Origin of the sequence: Microaerobacter geothermalis (genome assembly GCF_021608135.1) — a bacterium.
GTDB classification, from domain to species: Bacteria; Bacillota; Bacilli; order DSM-22679; family DSM-22679; genus Microaerobacter; species Microaerobacter geothermalis.
Window position 1 is genome coordinate 267,580 of the sequence record NZ_JAKIHL010000001.1, and the last position, 15,672, is coordinate 283,251.

General features: G+C 41.5%; 16 protein-coding genes. 14 read left to right on the forward strand and 2 right to left on the reverse strand.

Annotated elements, in window-relative coordinates:
- Window positions 1-50 precede the first annotated feature (50 nt).
- From L1765_RS01370 to L1765_RS01430, 12 genes are all read left to right on the forward strand, one after another.
- On the forward strand, window positions 51-1,058 hold the full coding sequence (locus L1765_RS01370; protein ID WP_236403611.1) for a molybdenum cofactor guanylyltransferase: 1,008 nt from the start codon (window positions 51-53) through the stop codon (window positions 1,056-1,058).
- Window positions 1,051-2,298 (forward strand): molybdopterin molybdotransferase MoeA, encoded by a 1,248-nt coding sequence (locus tag L1765_RS01375; protein ID WP_329609973.1) that lies wholly within the window; start codon window positions 1,051-1,053, stop codon window positions 2,296-2,298. The genes L1765_RS01370 and L1765_RS01375 overlap by 8 nt, the downstream gene beginning before the upstream one ends.
- The gene (gene mobB / locus L1765_RS01380; protein ID WP_236403618.1) at window positions 2,282-2,803 is read left to right on the forward strand and encodes a molybdopterin-guanine dinucleotide biosynthesis protein B; all 522 of its coding nucleotides are present in this window, start codon (window positions 2,282-2,284) and stop codon (window positions 2,801-2,803) included. Before L1765_RS01375 ends, mobB begins: the two co-directional genes overlap by 17 nt.
- 6 nt (window positions 2,804-2,809) lie before the next feature.
- Entirely contained in the window at window positions 2,810-3,487 is a 678-nt protein-coding gene (locus L1765_RS01390; RefSeq protein WP_329609976.1) for a molybdenum cofactor biosynthesis protein, read from the forward strand.
- A gap of 77 nt (window positions 3,488-3,564) precedes the next feature.
- Entirely contained in the window at window positions 3,565-4,323 is a 759-nt protein-coding gene (tatC, locus tag L1765_RS01395) for a twin-arginine translocase subunit TatC (protein WP_236403621.1), read from the forward strand.
- A gap of 121 nt (window positions 4,324-4,444) precedes the next feature.
- Window positions 4,445-5,002 carry a 4Fe-4S dicluster domain-containing protein gene (locus tag L1765_RS01400; RefSeq protein ID WP_236403624.1) on the forward strand — a complete coding sequence of 186 codons (558 nt, stop codon included), beginning with the start codon at window positions 4,445-4,447 and terminating at the stop codon, window positions 5,000-5,002.
- A 32-nt stretch (window positions 5,003-5,034) separates the two neighbouring features.
- Window positions 5,035-5,247 carry a twin-arginine translocase TatA/TatE family subunit gene (tatA, locus tag L1765_RS01405; RefSeq protein WP_236403625.1) on the forward strand — a complete coding sequence of 71 codons (213 nt, stop codon included), beginning with the start codon at window positions 5,035-5,037 and terminating at the stop codon, window positions 5,245-5,247.
- Between the two features lie 413 nt (window positions 5,248-5,660).
- A complete protein-coding gene (locus L1765_RS01410; RefSeq protein ID WP_236403629.1) occupies window positions 5,661-6,374 on the forward strand; it encodes a c-type cytochrome in 714 nt (237 codons plus the stop codon).
- 21 nt (window positions 6,375-6,395) lie between these two features.
- Window positions 6,396-8,909: a molybdopterin-dependent oxidoreductase gene (locus tag L1765_RS01415; protein WP_236403631.1), complete on the forward strand. Its 2,514-nt coding sequence runs from the start codon at window positions 6,396-6,398 to the stop codon at window positions 8,907-8,909.
- Between the two features lie 52 nt (window positions 8,910-8,961).
- A complete protein-coding gene (locus L1765_RS01420) occupies window positions 8,962-9,564 on the forward strand; it encodes a 4Fe-4S dicluster domain-containing protein (protein ID WP_236403634.1) in 603 nt (200 codons plus the stop codon).
- 128 nt (window positions 9,565-9,692) lie between these two features.
- Window positions 9,693-10,580: a 4Fe-4S binding protein gene (locus tag L1765_RS01425; protein WP_236403636.1), complete on the forward strand. Its 888-nt coding sequence runs from the start codon at window positions 9,693-9,695 to the stop codon at window positions 10,578-10,580.
- Between the two features lie 16 nt (window positions 10,581-10,596).
- Entirely contained in the window at window positions 10,597-11,139 is a 543-nt protein-coding gene (locus L1765_RS01430) for a hypothetical protein (protein WP_236403637.1), read from the forward strand.
- Window positions 11,140-11,351: 212 nt separating this feature from the next.
- On the opposite strand, the gene L1765_RS01435 is transcribed toward L1765_RS01430, so the two are convergent.
- Window positions 11,352-11,849 carry a hypothetical protein gene (locus L1765_RS01435; RefSeq protein WP_236403638.1) on the reverse strand — a complete coding sequence of 166 codons (498 nt, stop codon included), beginning with the start codon at window positions 11,847-11,849 and terminating at the stop codon, window positions 11,352-11,354.
- Window positions 11,850-11,876: 27 nt separating this feature from the next.
- Window positions 11,877-12,797, reverse strand: a complete 921-nt coding sequence (locus L1765_RS01440; protein ID WP_236403641.1) for a DMT family transporter — start codon at window positions 12,795-12,797, stop codon at window positions 11,877-11,879.
- A 206-nt stretch (window positions 12,798-13,003) separates the two neighbouring features.
- Between L1765_RS01440 and L1765_RS01445 the strand changes: the two genes are divergently transcribed.
- On the forward strand, window positions 13,004-14,620 hold the full coding sequence (locus tag L1765_RS01445) for a methyl-accepting chemotaxis protein (RefSeq protein ID WP_236403642.1): 1,617 nt from the start codon (window positions 13,004-13,006) through the stop codon (window positions 14,618-14,620).
- A 198-nt stretch (window positions 14,621-14,818) separates the two neighbouring features.
- Window positions 14,819-15,514, forward strand: a complete 696-nt coding sequence (locus L1765_RS01450; protein WP_236403643.1) for a FadR/GntR family transcriptional regulator — start codon at window positions 14,819-14,821, stop codon at window positions 15,512-15,514.
- The last annotated feature ends 158 nt before the right edge of the window (window positions 15,515-15,672 follow it).

Here is a 15,672-nt window from a genome sequence, read left to right on the forward strand (position 1 = left end):
GTAAAATAGAGGCGAGAGGTTAGAATGAGGATAAAAAATGGAGGCGTTCGATGAAGCAGATTGCACATGGTGAGGGAAAATATCAAGTCGTTTTGGAAGGCTATCATCAAGGGGATGACTTGGTCTTTCATCTTTATGGTGGAACTAAACCCCATATTGGAGCAATTGCCTTGTCATCTTTTTATCAAAACCAAATGGAAGTATCTCATTCTTACTCTCTTCCCCATCATAAGGAACAATCGCTGGCTGAAGAGGCAATTCGATCCCTTCAACCATTGGTTGACGGCTCCGTTCTTATTTCAGTCGGAATTCATATTGATGATGCTACTGCTGAAGAAATTTCTCTTCTCGTTCACAACGCGAGAATGTGCATCAAAGAGTGGGCTCAATGGTATCGAAAAGCCTCTGTTCATGGTGTGATTTTGGCAGGGGGCAGAAGCTCCCGCATGGGGATGGACAAGACCATTCTTCCAATTGCAGGGACCCCGTTAATTCAAAAAACCTTGAATACTCTTCGTCAGGTGTCAGATAAGGTTACAGTTAGTGTGAATGATATGTCTCGTTCCAATTATGCCAGGCTTTTTGGAGAAGTGGTTTGGAAAGCAGATGAAAGCCATGTAGCTGGAATGGGTCCGATGGCTGGCATGTTCACGGCAATGAAAGGAAGTTTATCTTCTTATCACATTGTGGTCGCCTGTGATATGCCTTTTTTACAGGGCACTTTTTTAGAGTGGATGGTGGAAATTGCCAAGGCCGAGGGAGCAGATGCGGTAGTTCCCATTGGCCATGATGGAAAAATTCATCCTCTTCACGGAGTGTATCATCGAAGATGTCTGCCCGTTATTCAGCAACTGTTAGAGGCAAAAAAACCTCGTATGCTGGGACTGCTTGAAGCAGCAAATGTAAAGTATCTCAATCCGGATACCATAGAAAAGAAAGGCTTTTCTGCCGAATCATTCATGAATATGAATAGCCCCGAAGATTATAAACGAATTATTCAGATCATGGAAGATAGAGAAGGGAAGGAAAAAAATGATACGACCCCGAAACGTGATTAAGGTTGAGGAAGCAGTAGAAAAGGTGATGCAATTTATTCATCCTATGAAGGTTGAACAAGTTCCTATAGAAGAAGCCTATGGTCGCTACCTGGCAGAACCCCTGATTGCCGATCATGATATTCCCTTTAGGGATCGCTCTCCATTAGATGGGTTTGCCATTCGTTCGGAGGATACCATCGGTGCCACCCATGAAAATCCGATCACCCTCAGGGTAATTGAAGAGGTCGGGGCCGGTCAATTGGCCTCAAAAAGAGTGGGAAAAAAAGAAGCCATACGAATCATGACAGGAGCCGACATGCCCGAAGGAGCCAATGCAGTTGTCATGTTAGAGATGGTGAAAGAATTGCCGGATAAGGGATTAATACAGATCCCTGTATCGTTTACCCCGGGACAGAATGTCTCGAAAAGGGGAGAAGATATTCACGAAGGAAAATCATTAGTTCCATCGGGAACCCGTATTGGTCCTGGGGAGATTACGTTGTTGGCTACTTTCGGATATGCAAAGGTACCCGTTTATAAAAAGCCGGTTGTTGGAATTTTAGCAACAGGAACGGAATTATTATCAGTGGAACAATCTTTGAAACCGGGAAAAATTCGCAACAGCAATTCATACATGGTTGCATCGTTGCTTATAAAATATGGAGCAGAACCACGTATTTTTCAACCAGTCCAGGATGATGTGGAGAAGTCTGTGAAAGCAGTGGAGCATGCATTGACAGAAGTGGATTACCTAATCACCACCGGGGGGGTCTCCGTGGGTGATTACGATGTGATGATCGACGTATTTTCCCGCGTTGGAGCAGAAATTGTTTTTGACAAGATTGCCATGAGACCAGGGAGCCCTACCACCTTTGCAGTAAGGGATAAGAAGCTCATTTTTGGTTTGTCAGGAAATCCAGCCGCCTGTTTTGTCGGATTCGAATTATATGTAAGACCTGCCATTTTGTCGATGATGTCGGTAGAACATCCCTATATGCTGAAGTTGGAAGCCTTTTTGGATGGAGATTTTAAGAAGCCTTCTGCGTATCCACGATTCGTAAGGGCAAAAGCTTATGTAAAAGAGGGGCAATTTCGGGTGAAACCTGTCGGATTGGATAAAGCGGGAGTGACATCAACGCTAAAAGATGCCAACTGTTTGGTCTATATTCCGGCAGGCGGCCGCGGGATCAATGAAAATGATCGAGTTTCAGTTCTCATGTTGGAGATGCCGGAGGGTTATTCATATGATTCCAGTGTTTAATCTGGTAGGATATTCAAACAGTGGTAAAACCACCTTAATTTGCCGTCTCATAGAAAAATTTAAAATCTTGGGATGGCGTGTGGCTACCTTAAAACATGATGTTCACGGCTTTGAGATGGACAGAGAGGGTAAAGACACATGGAAACATCGGCAGGCTGGGGCAGATGTGGTCTCCATCTCATCCCGGGGGAACATGGCGATATTAGGCTTTCGTGAAAATGATTGGTCTTTGGGCGAATTGTTAAGTAAAATAGAAGGAGTAGATGTGATTTTGGTGGAGGGATATAAAGGTTCCTCTCTCCCCAAAATGGTGCTCTTGCGGAACCAGGAAGACTTTGTGCTGTTACATTCCCTTCAACAGGTGAAGGGTGTTGTATATTGGGAGAAAGAAGGAATAGAGAATATTCCTTACCCATGTTTTCATATCGAGCAAATTGACGCAATTTTTAATTTGGTATACCAGGAAGTATTGACACAGAAAAAGATGGGAGTAGAAGGGGGATGAAAAATGATGAAAGTTTCCATCCAGTTATTTGCCGGATTGGCGGAGGCCATCGGTTCTGGTACACTTGAATTGGATTGGGGTGCAGAAAGAAATCTCGGTGAGATGAGGAATTTCTTAATGGAGAAATACCCTGATGCAGCACCTTTAATCAGGCAAAGTTTTTTCTCGGTTAATCATGAATATGCCGATGATAAAGAGTTGATTGAAGAAGGGGATGAATTGGCCCTTATACCACCAGTAAGCGGTGGGGAAGAGGATTATTTTCTGATTACAGAGGAGCCGGTCTCTATTGAACAGGTGATCTCTAAAGTGGTTCACCCCGATGCCGGAGCGGTCAATAGCTTTATAGGTACGGTAAGAGAATTAACCAAAGGGAAAAAAACCCTTTATTTAGAGTATGAAGCGTATGTTCCAATGGCCTTAAGGAAAATGAAACAAATTGGCGATGAGATTAAGAAGAAATGGCCGGACGCGAAGGTTGCCATTACTCATCGCATCGGACATCTTGAGATATCTGATGTCGCTGTGGTGATCGCTGTATCGACGCCCCATCGTCATGATTCCTTTGAAGCCTGTCGTTATGCCATCGAAAGAATCAAAGAAATGGTTCCCATCTGGAAGAAAGAATTTTGGGAAGATGGTGAGTCATGGGTTGGAAATCAACAAGGAACCATTTCCTACTAAAATAATTCTTGTGTATACAAATTGTTCTGAGGAGATATGGAAGGTTAAGAGGTTGGAAGTTAAAAGAGGATGAAAATATGGAAGATAAAAATTTAGAGTTAACCGAACACTTGGAAGAACTGCGAAGAAGAATCATTTATTCAATCATTTTTTATGCCATCGCCATTATCATCGGGTTTGTATTTTCTGGCAAAGTGATGAATTATCTGAAAAATGCCCCTGCTGCAAGGGGGCTAAGCTGGAATGTATTTGCATTATCCGATGCACTTACGGTTTATATAAAAATTTCCATGATTCTCGGAACGGTCCTGGCTATCCCTTTTATCCTGTATCAGATTTGGGCATTCGTGAAACCAGGTTTAAAAAAACATGAGCAGAAAATAGCCTTGCGGTTTATTCCTGCTGCCACATTCCTCTTTATCTTTGGGATTGGATTTTCCTATTGGGTGATTTTCCCCATGATTGTGGACTTTATGAAAACCATTACAGAGCAGGTTGGGGCCAACGAAATCTATGGTATTCATCAATATTTTAATTTTATGTTCCGAATCATTATCCCTTTTGGTATCCTGTTTGAATTGCCAATTATCGCCATGTTTTTAACCAGGTTGCGCATTGTGAATCCCAGAAGACTGGCTCGCATGAGAAAATATGCCTATTTCGTTTTGTTTATCATTGCAGCATCCATCACTCCTCCGGAATTGATCTCTGAGATTATGGTAACCATCCCGCTTATCCTGTTGTATGAATTCAGCATATGGCTTTCTAAGTTAGTTTATAAGAAGCAGCAAGAGGAAGATATAGAGGTTGAACAGGAGTTTTCTTCAGCAGATTAGCATGCATGACCCGCAGGGTCACAAATTGATATGAAAAGGTATTTTCATATCAAAGATATGAATAATATGGGGACTTTGACTGGAAGGGAGGGACCTGTTCTTTTATAGAACCGGGTATAATTTGGAAGATGATGTATTAGACAGGCGTCGTTTTTTAAAGGAAAATGTCCAATCCCTGGTGAAGACTTTTGGATTTTTTGTGAAAGAACAAATCGAAGATACTAGAAAATACATCCGTCCTCCAGGTGTTGTTGACGAACAATCCTTCTTGTTAATATGTAACCGGTGTGGAGATTGCCAAACAGCTTGTCCCCAGGACATTATTCTTCTACTGGGGCCAAAAGCAGGGAAACATGTGGGTACCCCTATTCTAAATCTTTATCATAATCCATGTACACTTTGTATGAAATGTGTAGAGGTTTGTCCCACTGGCGCATTATCCCCCACTCCCAAGGAAAAAGTAAAGCTGGGAGTGGCAAAAATCAACCCCTCCCGCTGTTTTGCGTGGAAAGGGGAACAACCCTGTGATTATTGTAAAGTTTTTTGCCCATTGGAGGAAAAGGCGGTTAAAATAGAAGATGGAAAACCTTTTATTATTCCTGAACGGTGCAATGGATGCGGGGAATGCAAGCATTATTGTGTATCAGGGAAGGATACCATTCAAATTATGGTTCAGTAATGATAATTTATTAAAAAAGGAGAGTAATGAACATGTTGTCTAACATTGGAATTCCAGGTCTAATCTTGATTTTAATTCTGGCGCTGGTGATATTCGGTCCGAAAAAATTGCCTGAAATTGGACGGGCTTTTGGTCAGACTTTAAGGGAATTTAAAAAGTCAACAAAAGAGTTGACTTCTGATGTCATGGAAGAATTAGACGAAATAGAGGATAAGAAAAAGGAAAAGAAGACAGAAAACAGCTAAACCACTTTCAGACGACAAAGAAAACTTACTCATTCTCCAGTTAAAACTGGAGATTTTTTGTACAACCAGACTTTTTATGATTTGTCCGATTCTTATATTGTTAAATGGGTATTTTTCTTCACACTTTTTACAACATTTCTTTACAACATCTTCATAATTTCTGATTAGCGTATTCAGTAGGGGAAGGACTTAGTTCAATGTAATGGACTGGGTTTCTTCCCCTATTCCTTCTATTGAAAATTTCGACCAAACCAATTCATAATGTTTGTTCCATCTCTTCCTGCTGAAGCAAGATTTTAATCCGTTATGGAGAAATGCCATCAAATGGAGGTGATGATCTTAAAAGGGAGGGATGGCCTGGAGTTGAGAGATAAAACCGATCTTTGAAAGAAAAAGAAAAGGGAGGGGAAATTTTGAAAAAAGCAATCTTATTTGTTGTATGTTTGGCTTTTGTTGTCCTCTTGACTGCATGTTCATCGGAGACATCTGAAAAGACAGCTGCCCCGATGAACCAAGGATCTGTCCAAGGAGAAGTTGGGAAGAAAACGGACGACAGCATTTATCCAGTCCCAGCCAATTATCAGCCTTCGGTTGATAATGGAAAAAAGATATATGGACAAAGCTGTCAGTCCTGTCATGGCCAGAATGGTGAAGGTAATCCTGCCCTAGGGGCAACAGCTATCAACAGTCCTGATTTTCTCAAGGTGGCAGATGAACCATTCTTAACCCAACTTGTGTATGGCGGAAAAAAGGCGATGCCAGCATTTAAAAGTCAGTTAACTCCAGAAGAAATAGCAGACGTGGCTGCCTATATCAGGTCATGGAGCAAGGAAGAACCGGTCCCAAGAGGTGAAAATTTTAACGTATCCATTGAATTGGGAGAACAGATTTATAACCAGAGTTGTGTCGGCTGTCATGGTACAAATGGCGCCGGAGGGTCCGCTCCATCCTTAAATGACCAGAACTTCTTAAAGGCTGCCTCAGACCAGTATCTATTTACTTCGATTGCTGATGGTAGACGGGGTACTGCGATGACATCATTCAGCATACCTACTCAGGGAATTCAGGAATTGAGTGAGGATGAAATCAAAGCCGTTGTTTCATTTATTAGAAGTTGGCAGAAATAGCAAATAGAGGAGGTGTAATAAATGGGTAAAGAAACAAGAAAAATTTCAAGAAGAAGTTTTTTGAAGGCCACCGGAGCGGTAACAGGAGCTGCCGTACTTGCAGGCTGCGGCAAGAACACTTCTGGTGTTCAAGTGAAGGAAGGAACCAACAATGAAGTGGTTGAAGTAGTTTCAGAAAGCACCATAAATCAAACTTTGGTTCCCACCCAATGTCCATACTGTGGATTTGGTTGCGGTAGTTATTGGGTTGTTGAAAATGGAAAAATTATTGGCTCTAGACCTGATAAAGATCATCCTGACAACAAGGGACAGCAATGCGTAAAAGGATTGAACGCTTATCAAGTATTTGAGAATATGGACGTTCGTCTAACAAAGCCATTGATCCGTCGTGATCCATCAACAAAAGGTACATTTAATGGCTTTGAGGAGGTTTCATGGGAAGAAGCCTTGGATGTGGTTGCGACAAAGTTTGCAGATATAAAGAAAAATTATGGCGGTAACTCCATTGGATTTTATGGTTCTGGACAATTGACTTTGGAAGCTCAATATTTAATTAACAAGTTTTGGAAGGCGGGATTGGAGTCCAATACCATAGAAGCTAATGCCAGGATGTGTATGACCAGTGCTGTTGTGGGATATTCCAAGGCATTTGGTTCTGATGCCCCACCTACCACCTACGAAGACCTCTATTTGGCAGATCTCATCATTGATATTGGTCATAATATGAGGGCAGCCCACTCAGTAGAGTACTGGTTGATTTCCAGTGAGAAAAAGCGGAGAAAGCTGGAGACCTATGTGATTGATCCCCGTGAAACAGGAACAGCAAGGGGATGGAAGGAAATCGATCCTGAACATTCCCATTACTGGGCTCTCAGACCAAATGGAGATTTAGCCCTGCTTAATTCTTTAGGATATGTATTTATCTATGAATTGGATGCTGTTGACAAGGCTTTTGTGGAAAAGAATACGGAGGGGTTTGAGGCTTATAAAGAAGGAGTAAAAAAATATAAGCCTGAAGATGTAGCAGATATTACCGGAATCTCCCCGGATCAAGTGAGGGAATTGGCAAAGAAATGGGTAAATGCCAAGAATGGTGTTCTTACCATATGGTCCATGGGAGTAAACCAGAGAACCATTGGTGTTCCGATTGTAGAAGCGATTATTAACCTTCATTTAATAACGGGAACTATGGGAAAACCTGGATTTGGACCATTTTCCATGACGGGTCAGCCCAATGCTATGGGTGAAAGATTGTCAGGTGGTTTAACCGGCAAACTTCCAGGAAATCGGGCATTGAAAAACCCAGATCATGTGAAAGCGGTAGAAAGGGTATGGGGAGAAGGCACCCTTGCCAAAACAGTAAAAATGAAAAATCCAAACGGTGCGGTCGGCATGTTTGAAAGGGCCCTTGCCGGAGATGTTAAAGCCATTTTCTTCTCATACACAACCCATATTAATCTGCCGGATGTAAATAATCTTGTCAGACCAGCCTTAAAAAATATGTTTGTGGTAGCTTCAGATATATTTAAAGATGCTCCTAACTTGTTATATGCGGATGTGGTATTCCCTGCGGCCACGATTGGAGAGGTACAGGGGACCTATATTAATTCCATCCGTCGGATTTATGTCGTGGATAAAGCTGTTGAACCACCGGAAGGAACAAAACCGGATATGGATATCATGATTGATTTAGCCCATAAGATGAAAGAAAAGGATTCATTCTGGTCCTTCTGGAGCAAACAATGGAATTATAGCAAAGACGATAAAGGATTTTACAACGCGGAAGAAGTGTTTCAGGAATTTAAGGACATCTTAAAGGGGTCTGATGCTGACATCACCGGTATTGAAGGATATGAGCAGCTTAGAAAATTAAAAGGAATCCAATGGCCTGCACCCACTCCTGAGATTGCAGCAAAGGGCGGTACGAAACGTCGCTATATGGGGCAGGAAGAAGGGTGGGCTGACAAGCCCTATGGAAACTTCCCTTCAAAGAATGGAAAGGCAAAAATTATTTTCGTGGATCAAGGTGTCTATACTGCGGCAGATGGAAGTAAATGGGGAGACAATGCCCCTGAATTTCCTGATGTGGAATTTGCCCGAGTACCCTTAAGTGAGGTGCCTACGGATAAATATCCGGTATGGCTGGCCCTCGGAATTGTTTATGAACATTTCCATTCTTCAAAAACGATACGTTCAAGAACATTGAAAAAATTGGTTCCGGAAATGTACGTGGAAGTGAATGAAGAGGATGCAAAAGTTTGGGGGATCAACGACGGCGATTGGATTAAGGTAAGTACGCGTCGTGGCAGCATTACTGCCAAGGCCAGTGTAGGACCTAATAGTAAGATCGGTGTAAGGGGGCGAAATTTGCCGCCAAGGGGAGAAATCTTTGCACCATGGAACCTTTCGGTCGCTGATAGTCCCCTTCCATCGGAAAATAAATGGCTAGTAAACACTATGCCAAGCCGGGCAACAGATCCTGAGTCCGGTCAGGCAGGATTTAAACATATGGCTGCCCGCATAGAGAAAGTTTAATAAAATGGGGGGGGATTCTCCCCCCTCTTCTTCTGATAAGGAGGAATTGCAAATGGAAATGAATAGGAGAGCCTTCATCGTAAATACCGGCAGGGTTTTGGGGGGATTGGGAGTTGTATCTTTGGCTGGCCTGCTCTCCAAATCTGGAGAAGCAAAAAGTTATATTCGCCCACCGGGCTCTTTGTCGGAAGAAGAGTTTTTGAATCGCTGTATTCGCTGTTTCAAATGCGGGGAAATTTGTCCATATTATGCCATTAAGTTCGTTGGAACCGATGATGGCAAATCAATGGATACACCCATGTTGATTCCAAGGGAGAATGCTTGCCAGCTATGTATGAAATGCGGAGAGATTTGTCCGACACAAGCCATTGAAAAGATAGTAAGGGATAAAAAGGTGATTGCCCAAAAAGTAAAGATGGGAATCCCCCGTCTAAATAAAGCCACCTGTTTATCATGGAATAACCGCAGCTGTGGAATATGTTATATGAATTGTCCGTATCAAAATGAGGCCATAACTGTTCTGCCTGGCGAAAGACCGGTTGTTCACCCTGAAAAGTGTGTGGGATGTGGAGTTTGTGAAATGGTTTGCTTAACAAATCCGGCATCCATTTGGATAGAACCATTGGATGACTTAGCATCGAAAGGTCGTGTGTAACCATGGGTTGGCAAATTGTGAGAAAAGGATGTCAAACTTTCGCTTTGCTCCTGATTATTATTATTCCCTTAGTAAGCTTCTACTCCGTCCTACTTAACGTCACTCCCGTGGATAAGCATGGTCAAATCATGAGACATACTGATGAAGGTTCATATAATCAGCATCAAGAGGCGATGCGCCCCTTAATAAAGAAAGGAATACAGTGGATTGACACCTACATTTTTAGCTATGCCGATGATCCTCACCAAACAGTTAAATCTCTGGAGGAGTGGAAGGGGACATACGGATCGCTCACCCTTGCAGGAATCACATTTTCCGATCCGCTACAGGTCGCTGCCAATCTTTTGTCAGGGAGAGCCATCGTACTTACGTTTATTGTGTCAGGAGTAGCGATTATCCTGTTTACAATGATTTTTGGCCGGATCTTTTGTAGTTGGATTTGCCCAATGTCATTGTTGTCTGATCTCAATATGGGATTGAGAAGAATATTAATGAAAATTGGGATTCCCCTTTCTGATTTTCCCATTGATAAAAAAATCAAATATTGGGTATTGGGATTTGGATTGATCTTTTCCCTTTTCGGCTTAAATGTGATTCCGTATCTTCTTCCTTACTCATTAATCGGGCGAGCAGCATTTCAACTAGTCTATTATTCTTCTATTGGGATTGGGTTCATCATAATCATGTTGATTTTATTGTTTGATCTTTTTGTTTCTGAGCGTGCCTGGTGCCGATCTTTATGTCCAGCGGGAGCCTGGATCTCATGGGTGGGGAAGAAAAGAATGGTTCGAATTGTTCAGAAAGGAAATGGATGTAAAGAATCCTGCAATCAATGCAACCTTTCTTGTCCCTATGATATTGAACCCAAAAAAGGGAATATCACATCGGAATGTTCTAGTTGCGCCATATGTATTTCGGTTTGTCCTACCAATAACTTTTCATTTGTCCTGAAATCACCGTTGAAACAGATAAAAAAGAACCGATCGGATGATGGTTCCCTAAAACGCTTGGCTTAGAGGGGGAGGGAATGGAATGAGGTTTTTAGTACTTTTTATGCTACTTTTATTCTTATTCTTTCAAGTTCCCCTTCTTTATGTAAATGGGGAAACACAATCATCACCTTCCATAAAAATTAGGGATGTGACGGGTCAGTTTTCTTATTTGTACACCATCACACCCGGAAAACTTACAAAAGATGAACAGCTAGTCGTTCGTGTGGAAATTAAAGATCCAAATACCATGCTTCCGTATCAGGGATTGATCCAGTGGAAAATTTACAAGCGAGGGTTATTTTCAAAGGATCTGTTGATAAAAAGAGAAACGGTCCCTTTGGACCCAGTAAATTTTCCCGGGAAATATGCCCTGACCACAATTTTTAAAAAGTCGGGACAATATGAGATTGAAGTGATGCCAGCTGGGTTTATGGACAAAAGCAGAATAACCATTGAAATCCCCGGCATTACATGGTTGTATCATTCTAACGTTCAAATATTCCTTACAGGCATTGGAATCTTATTGGGTGTTTGGTTGGTGCTTAGCATGAAACAAAAGTTCCTCCTTTTATCGGATAGCTAATTGCCACTTATACCCCTGCTTATATAGGAATCGAACAAGAGGATTTACAATCCTAAGGTCGATAGATGCGGAAATAAAGATTCACACATCCATAAACCCTCAAAAACATCTGGGTATTTCGATGATGGATCAGTTTGAGGGTTAATTTCCGTTAGAGGGGAAAGCAGCGATTGTTAGTAGCGTCAAGCCTTGGAAAAGTTCCAAGAAGGATCCTATCTTCTTTTGAATTGAGAGAACAATAGGTAAACACCGACAAGTATGAGTAAAACAGGCCACCAATTTTCCAGTAGATTAAATGTTTTGGCAATGAAGAACCATAAACCGGAAAAGAAAAAGGCAATGATCGATATCAGTAATAGAATGATACCCGGGATGGAAGCCCCAGCTGATTTAGTTCTTGCACTATACATGAAAAACCCGATTGAGACAATAAAGGTGAAAATGGCCCAATGGGTCGGCCACCATGAAAAAAAGGATGTTCCCCAAAAATGAATGCCTAGTCCAATAAGAATCACTCCTGGCAGGATCAATCCTCCATCCTTTCCTCTGCCGGAAAAGAGAATCAATACCAGTCCGATTCCAACCATCATCCACTGCCAGGTAAAAAGCTGGTCTATGTAAGGGATATCAAATTCTCTGGCGAGAAATATGAGTCCAACGGCAATCAAAACAGTACCTAGCACAGCATTATTGTTTTGCTTTTTTGCCATTCTGTTCCCCCTTCCCATAAAATCAGATTATGATTTTAATTCCTTTGTACGTTTTAGAAAAGAAAAGGTTCCAGGAGGAATTTCCGCCAAAATCATACCAAGAAAAATGAGAAAAGCACCGATAAACCCTTTAAAAGATAACAGTTCATCTTGCCATATGTATGCTGTCAGTGCCGCAAATACCGGTTCCATAGCAAAGATTAAGGAGACCCTTGCAGATGTGGTGAATTTTTGAAAAGTGGTTTGGGCTAAAAAAGCCAAGGCGGTGGCTGGGATGGCAGTAACCAGTAAAGCAAATGCGACATCTCTGTTGAATAAAATATTGCTTTGTAATGCCAGACGCCAATCTTCTAGAAAAAACGCCAATATAAAGCTTAATACTGCAACAGTCCCAATTTGGACCAGAGCTAGGGCTAATGCTGGGTGATAGGGAGCATATTTCCCTGTAAATACGATCTGCATTCCAAAAGAAATGGCACACAGAAATATAAGGAAATCCCCTAAGTTAAGAATAAATGAATCTCCCAAAGTTAAAAGATATAATCCGACTGTTGCGACCATAACACCGGTGATGGCCGGCCACTTTGGAACTTCCTTCAAAATGAAAAAGGCGAAAACGGGAACCAAGACAACAGAAAGACCCGTGATGAATCCTGCCTTTGCCGATGTTGTGTAAAGAAGTCCAACGGTTTGAAAACCATATCCGCTAAAAAGCCATATTCCAAGAATAATTCCTGCTCTAATCAAAGGCCTGGAGATCGATGCTAATTGTTGTCGATAAAAAATGAGCATGATCAGAAACAGAAATAAGGAAGCAATGGTGAATCGAACGCCGTTAAAACTAAAAGGGGGGAGGGTGTCTATCGCATTTTGTACCACGACAAAAGTTGCTCCCCATATAAGTGCAACAAGAAGTAAAATAATATCTGCGGTTAATCGCTTATTCATCTTGATTCTCCCTTCAGACTAAAAACGAAGCTCTTAAAAACATCTGGGTGTTCAAAAGATGCAGACGTTTTAAGGGCTAATATATCCACATTATAATTGATAAATATACAATTGGAAGTAATTTTTAATAAATAGGAAGGAGAAAAATTTATCATGTGGAATTAGGTAGATAAAATCTTAATTTTCTAAAAACGGGGGGTTCTAATATGTCAAGGTCTATGTTAAAAAGTAGAAGCGCCAAATTGGCCATGGATAAAGTTAAAAGGATTGCTAATGAACTAAAGCCTTTTTTTGCCCAAGGAAAATGGAAGAATCAAGTTGATGAAATAAGACAAGTCCTTGACCGCACTCTAAATAAGGATGAGTATCTTGTGATTGTCGATAAAGAGGGCTTCGCACTTTTTCACACGAATCGCTTGCGGGAAGGAATTCTGTTTAACGATGAGGTCGGGCTTCAGTCTGCCAAAACTTCAGAAGCTCTATTACAGATATATCCAAGAAACACTGGCGAAGTATTGATTGATGCTTCATGTCCCATATATCAGGAAGGATCCCATCACTACAATTTACGATTGGGACGAATTATACATACACCTTTTTTAATTCCAGCCATTTTTGGATTGGGAATCGTCCCCTCCTTATTGGCTGTAGGAATTGGATTTTTCTCTTCGATGGATTATTTGCATTTGGCTCTATTGGGAGGGGCGGGGGTATTATCAGGCTTGTTGGGAGCGGCATGGCTTTATCAACGCATCTCATCCCACCTTAATGAGTGGTATAGCCACTCTAAAGCAGTTCAATCCGGTGATTTAACCAAACTGTTACCAGCCAGGGGCAGGGATTATTTCAGTCAAATGGCCTTTGAATTGAACAAAATAACGAAGGGTTTAAACACCATGATTCGAGAGATTACAGGGGCTTCAGAGGCTACGAGAAAAATAAGCGAAGCTCAGGCGAAAGAGGCCAATGATTTGGCAAAGGCCTTTGAAGAACTGTCAGAGGTGATGGAGGAATTTCGCCAGGGAACAGAGGAACAGCTTTCCTCAATGAAACAGGGACATGAAAAGATCAATAGCATGGTAGAACTTTCGAGGGATATGCAGCAGAAAGTGACGGAAGCATTGAAATTAAGTGAAGATGCGTTTATCAAAGCGGAACAGGGAAGCCAATCCGTTACTATTTCCAAAGAAAAAATGAAAACCATTCAAGAAATGGCTTATCGCTCATCAGAAATGATTAAACGAGTATCGGTAGATACGGAGGAAATTGTATCTAAAGTTTCGTCAATCACACATATTGCCAGACAAACAAACCTTTTGGCACTAAATGCGTCCATTGAGGCATCAAGGGCCGGTGAGAGTGGTAGAGGATTTGCCGTTGTTGCCAGTGAGGTAAGAAAATTGGCCGAAGAGACGTCCCAATTTGCCGATGAAATTATGACCCTGTTGGCCAATGTGAAACAGCATTCCGTGGAAGCAGTGAAACGTGTAGAAAACAGTGTATCTGAGATTGATCAGGGAATGAGCATTATTGAAGGAACTGGACAAGCGATTATCTATCTAAGGGATGTCGTGGAAAAAACAAAAAAACAGGTGACAGGCAATTTTCAACATTCCCAAGAAGTATTGGAGAATTGCTTTGAATTGGAAAGCATACTTAATCACTTAAATCATATTGCCAAAGAGTTTACCGTGTCTGCGAATACGGCAGCCACTGCGGTAGAAGATCAGGTCGATGTAATTCAAATGTTGGCCAAGGATGCCAACACCCTTTCCCAACAATCCAAAACATTGGAAGGCATCGTCAGCAGATTTCGTTGTTAAACTGCTGATTGTTTCGGGGCAGATTTTTTGGAGCACATTCCATTTAATCTGTCCGATTTTTGTTAAAGATTAAAATTTTTATGAGTGATAGATAAAATATACTATTGAAATTATTTAAATCGTTTGTTATTTTTGAAATGGGTGGTCTGGACACCTAACCACCTAACCTCCTGAACACAAAAGATGGGAGAATAAAACATGAATTGGGAACCGATCAAAAAAAAGAAAGTATATGAAATGGTCATTGAACGACTGAAACATTCAATAGAATCAGGTTTAATCAATCCCGGTGACAGGCTGCCCTCGGAAAGAGATCTTGCGGTAACTTTATCTGTTTCAAGGAGTGCCGTTCGTGAAGCATTAAGTGTAATGGAATCAAGAGGAATCATAGAAATCAAGTCCGGGATTGGCGTTTTTCTGGTAGAAGATAAAAGGGATCAAATGGTTTCAAAGATAGAAGAAATATTTTCGAAAAATACCAATGAACTTCTGGAATTGTTGGAACTTCGTCAAGGCATTGAAGGCCAGGCTGCCTATTTGGCCGCCTTGAGAGCTGATAAAAAAAATGTACTTGTCATTGAGAGGGCATTGTCTGATTTGGAAAAAGCAGTCGCTGAAAGGAAAATCGCGGCAGAAGAGGATTTTAACTTTCACCTGGCTGTGGTCAATGCCAGCAGCAATCAAATGATGCTGAAAACATTTTCTCTCATCTCAAATGCGATTATTGAAGGGTTGAAACATAGCAGAAGCGAATCGCTGTCTGTTCCTGGCAGAAGCCGAATTGTATTGGAAGAACATCGGGCAATCTATGAAGCGATTAAGAAAAAGGATCCCGAACAAGCCCGAAATGCGATTAGCTATCACATTGATCAAGTCATCAAGAGATATTGTTGACTTAACCTAATATGGACGGAACCAAAGAATTTACTAAGGACAGTCTTCGAGTTCGTGCAAAGCGGAGGGGCTAAAGAACGGGAATTAGCCCTCAAACTGACTTCATCATCGATATTCCTAGATGTTTTTGAGGGCTCCGTTCAATTAGCCCCGAAGCG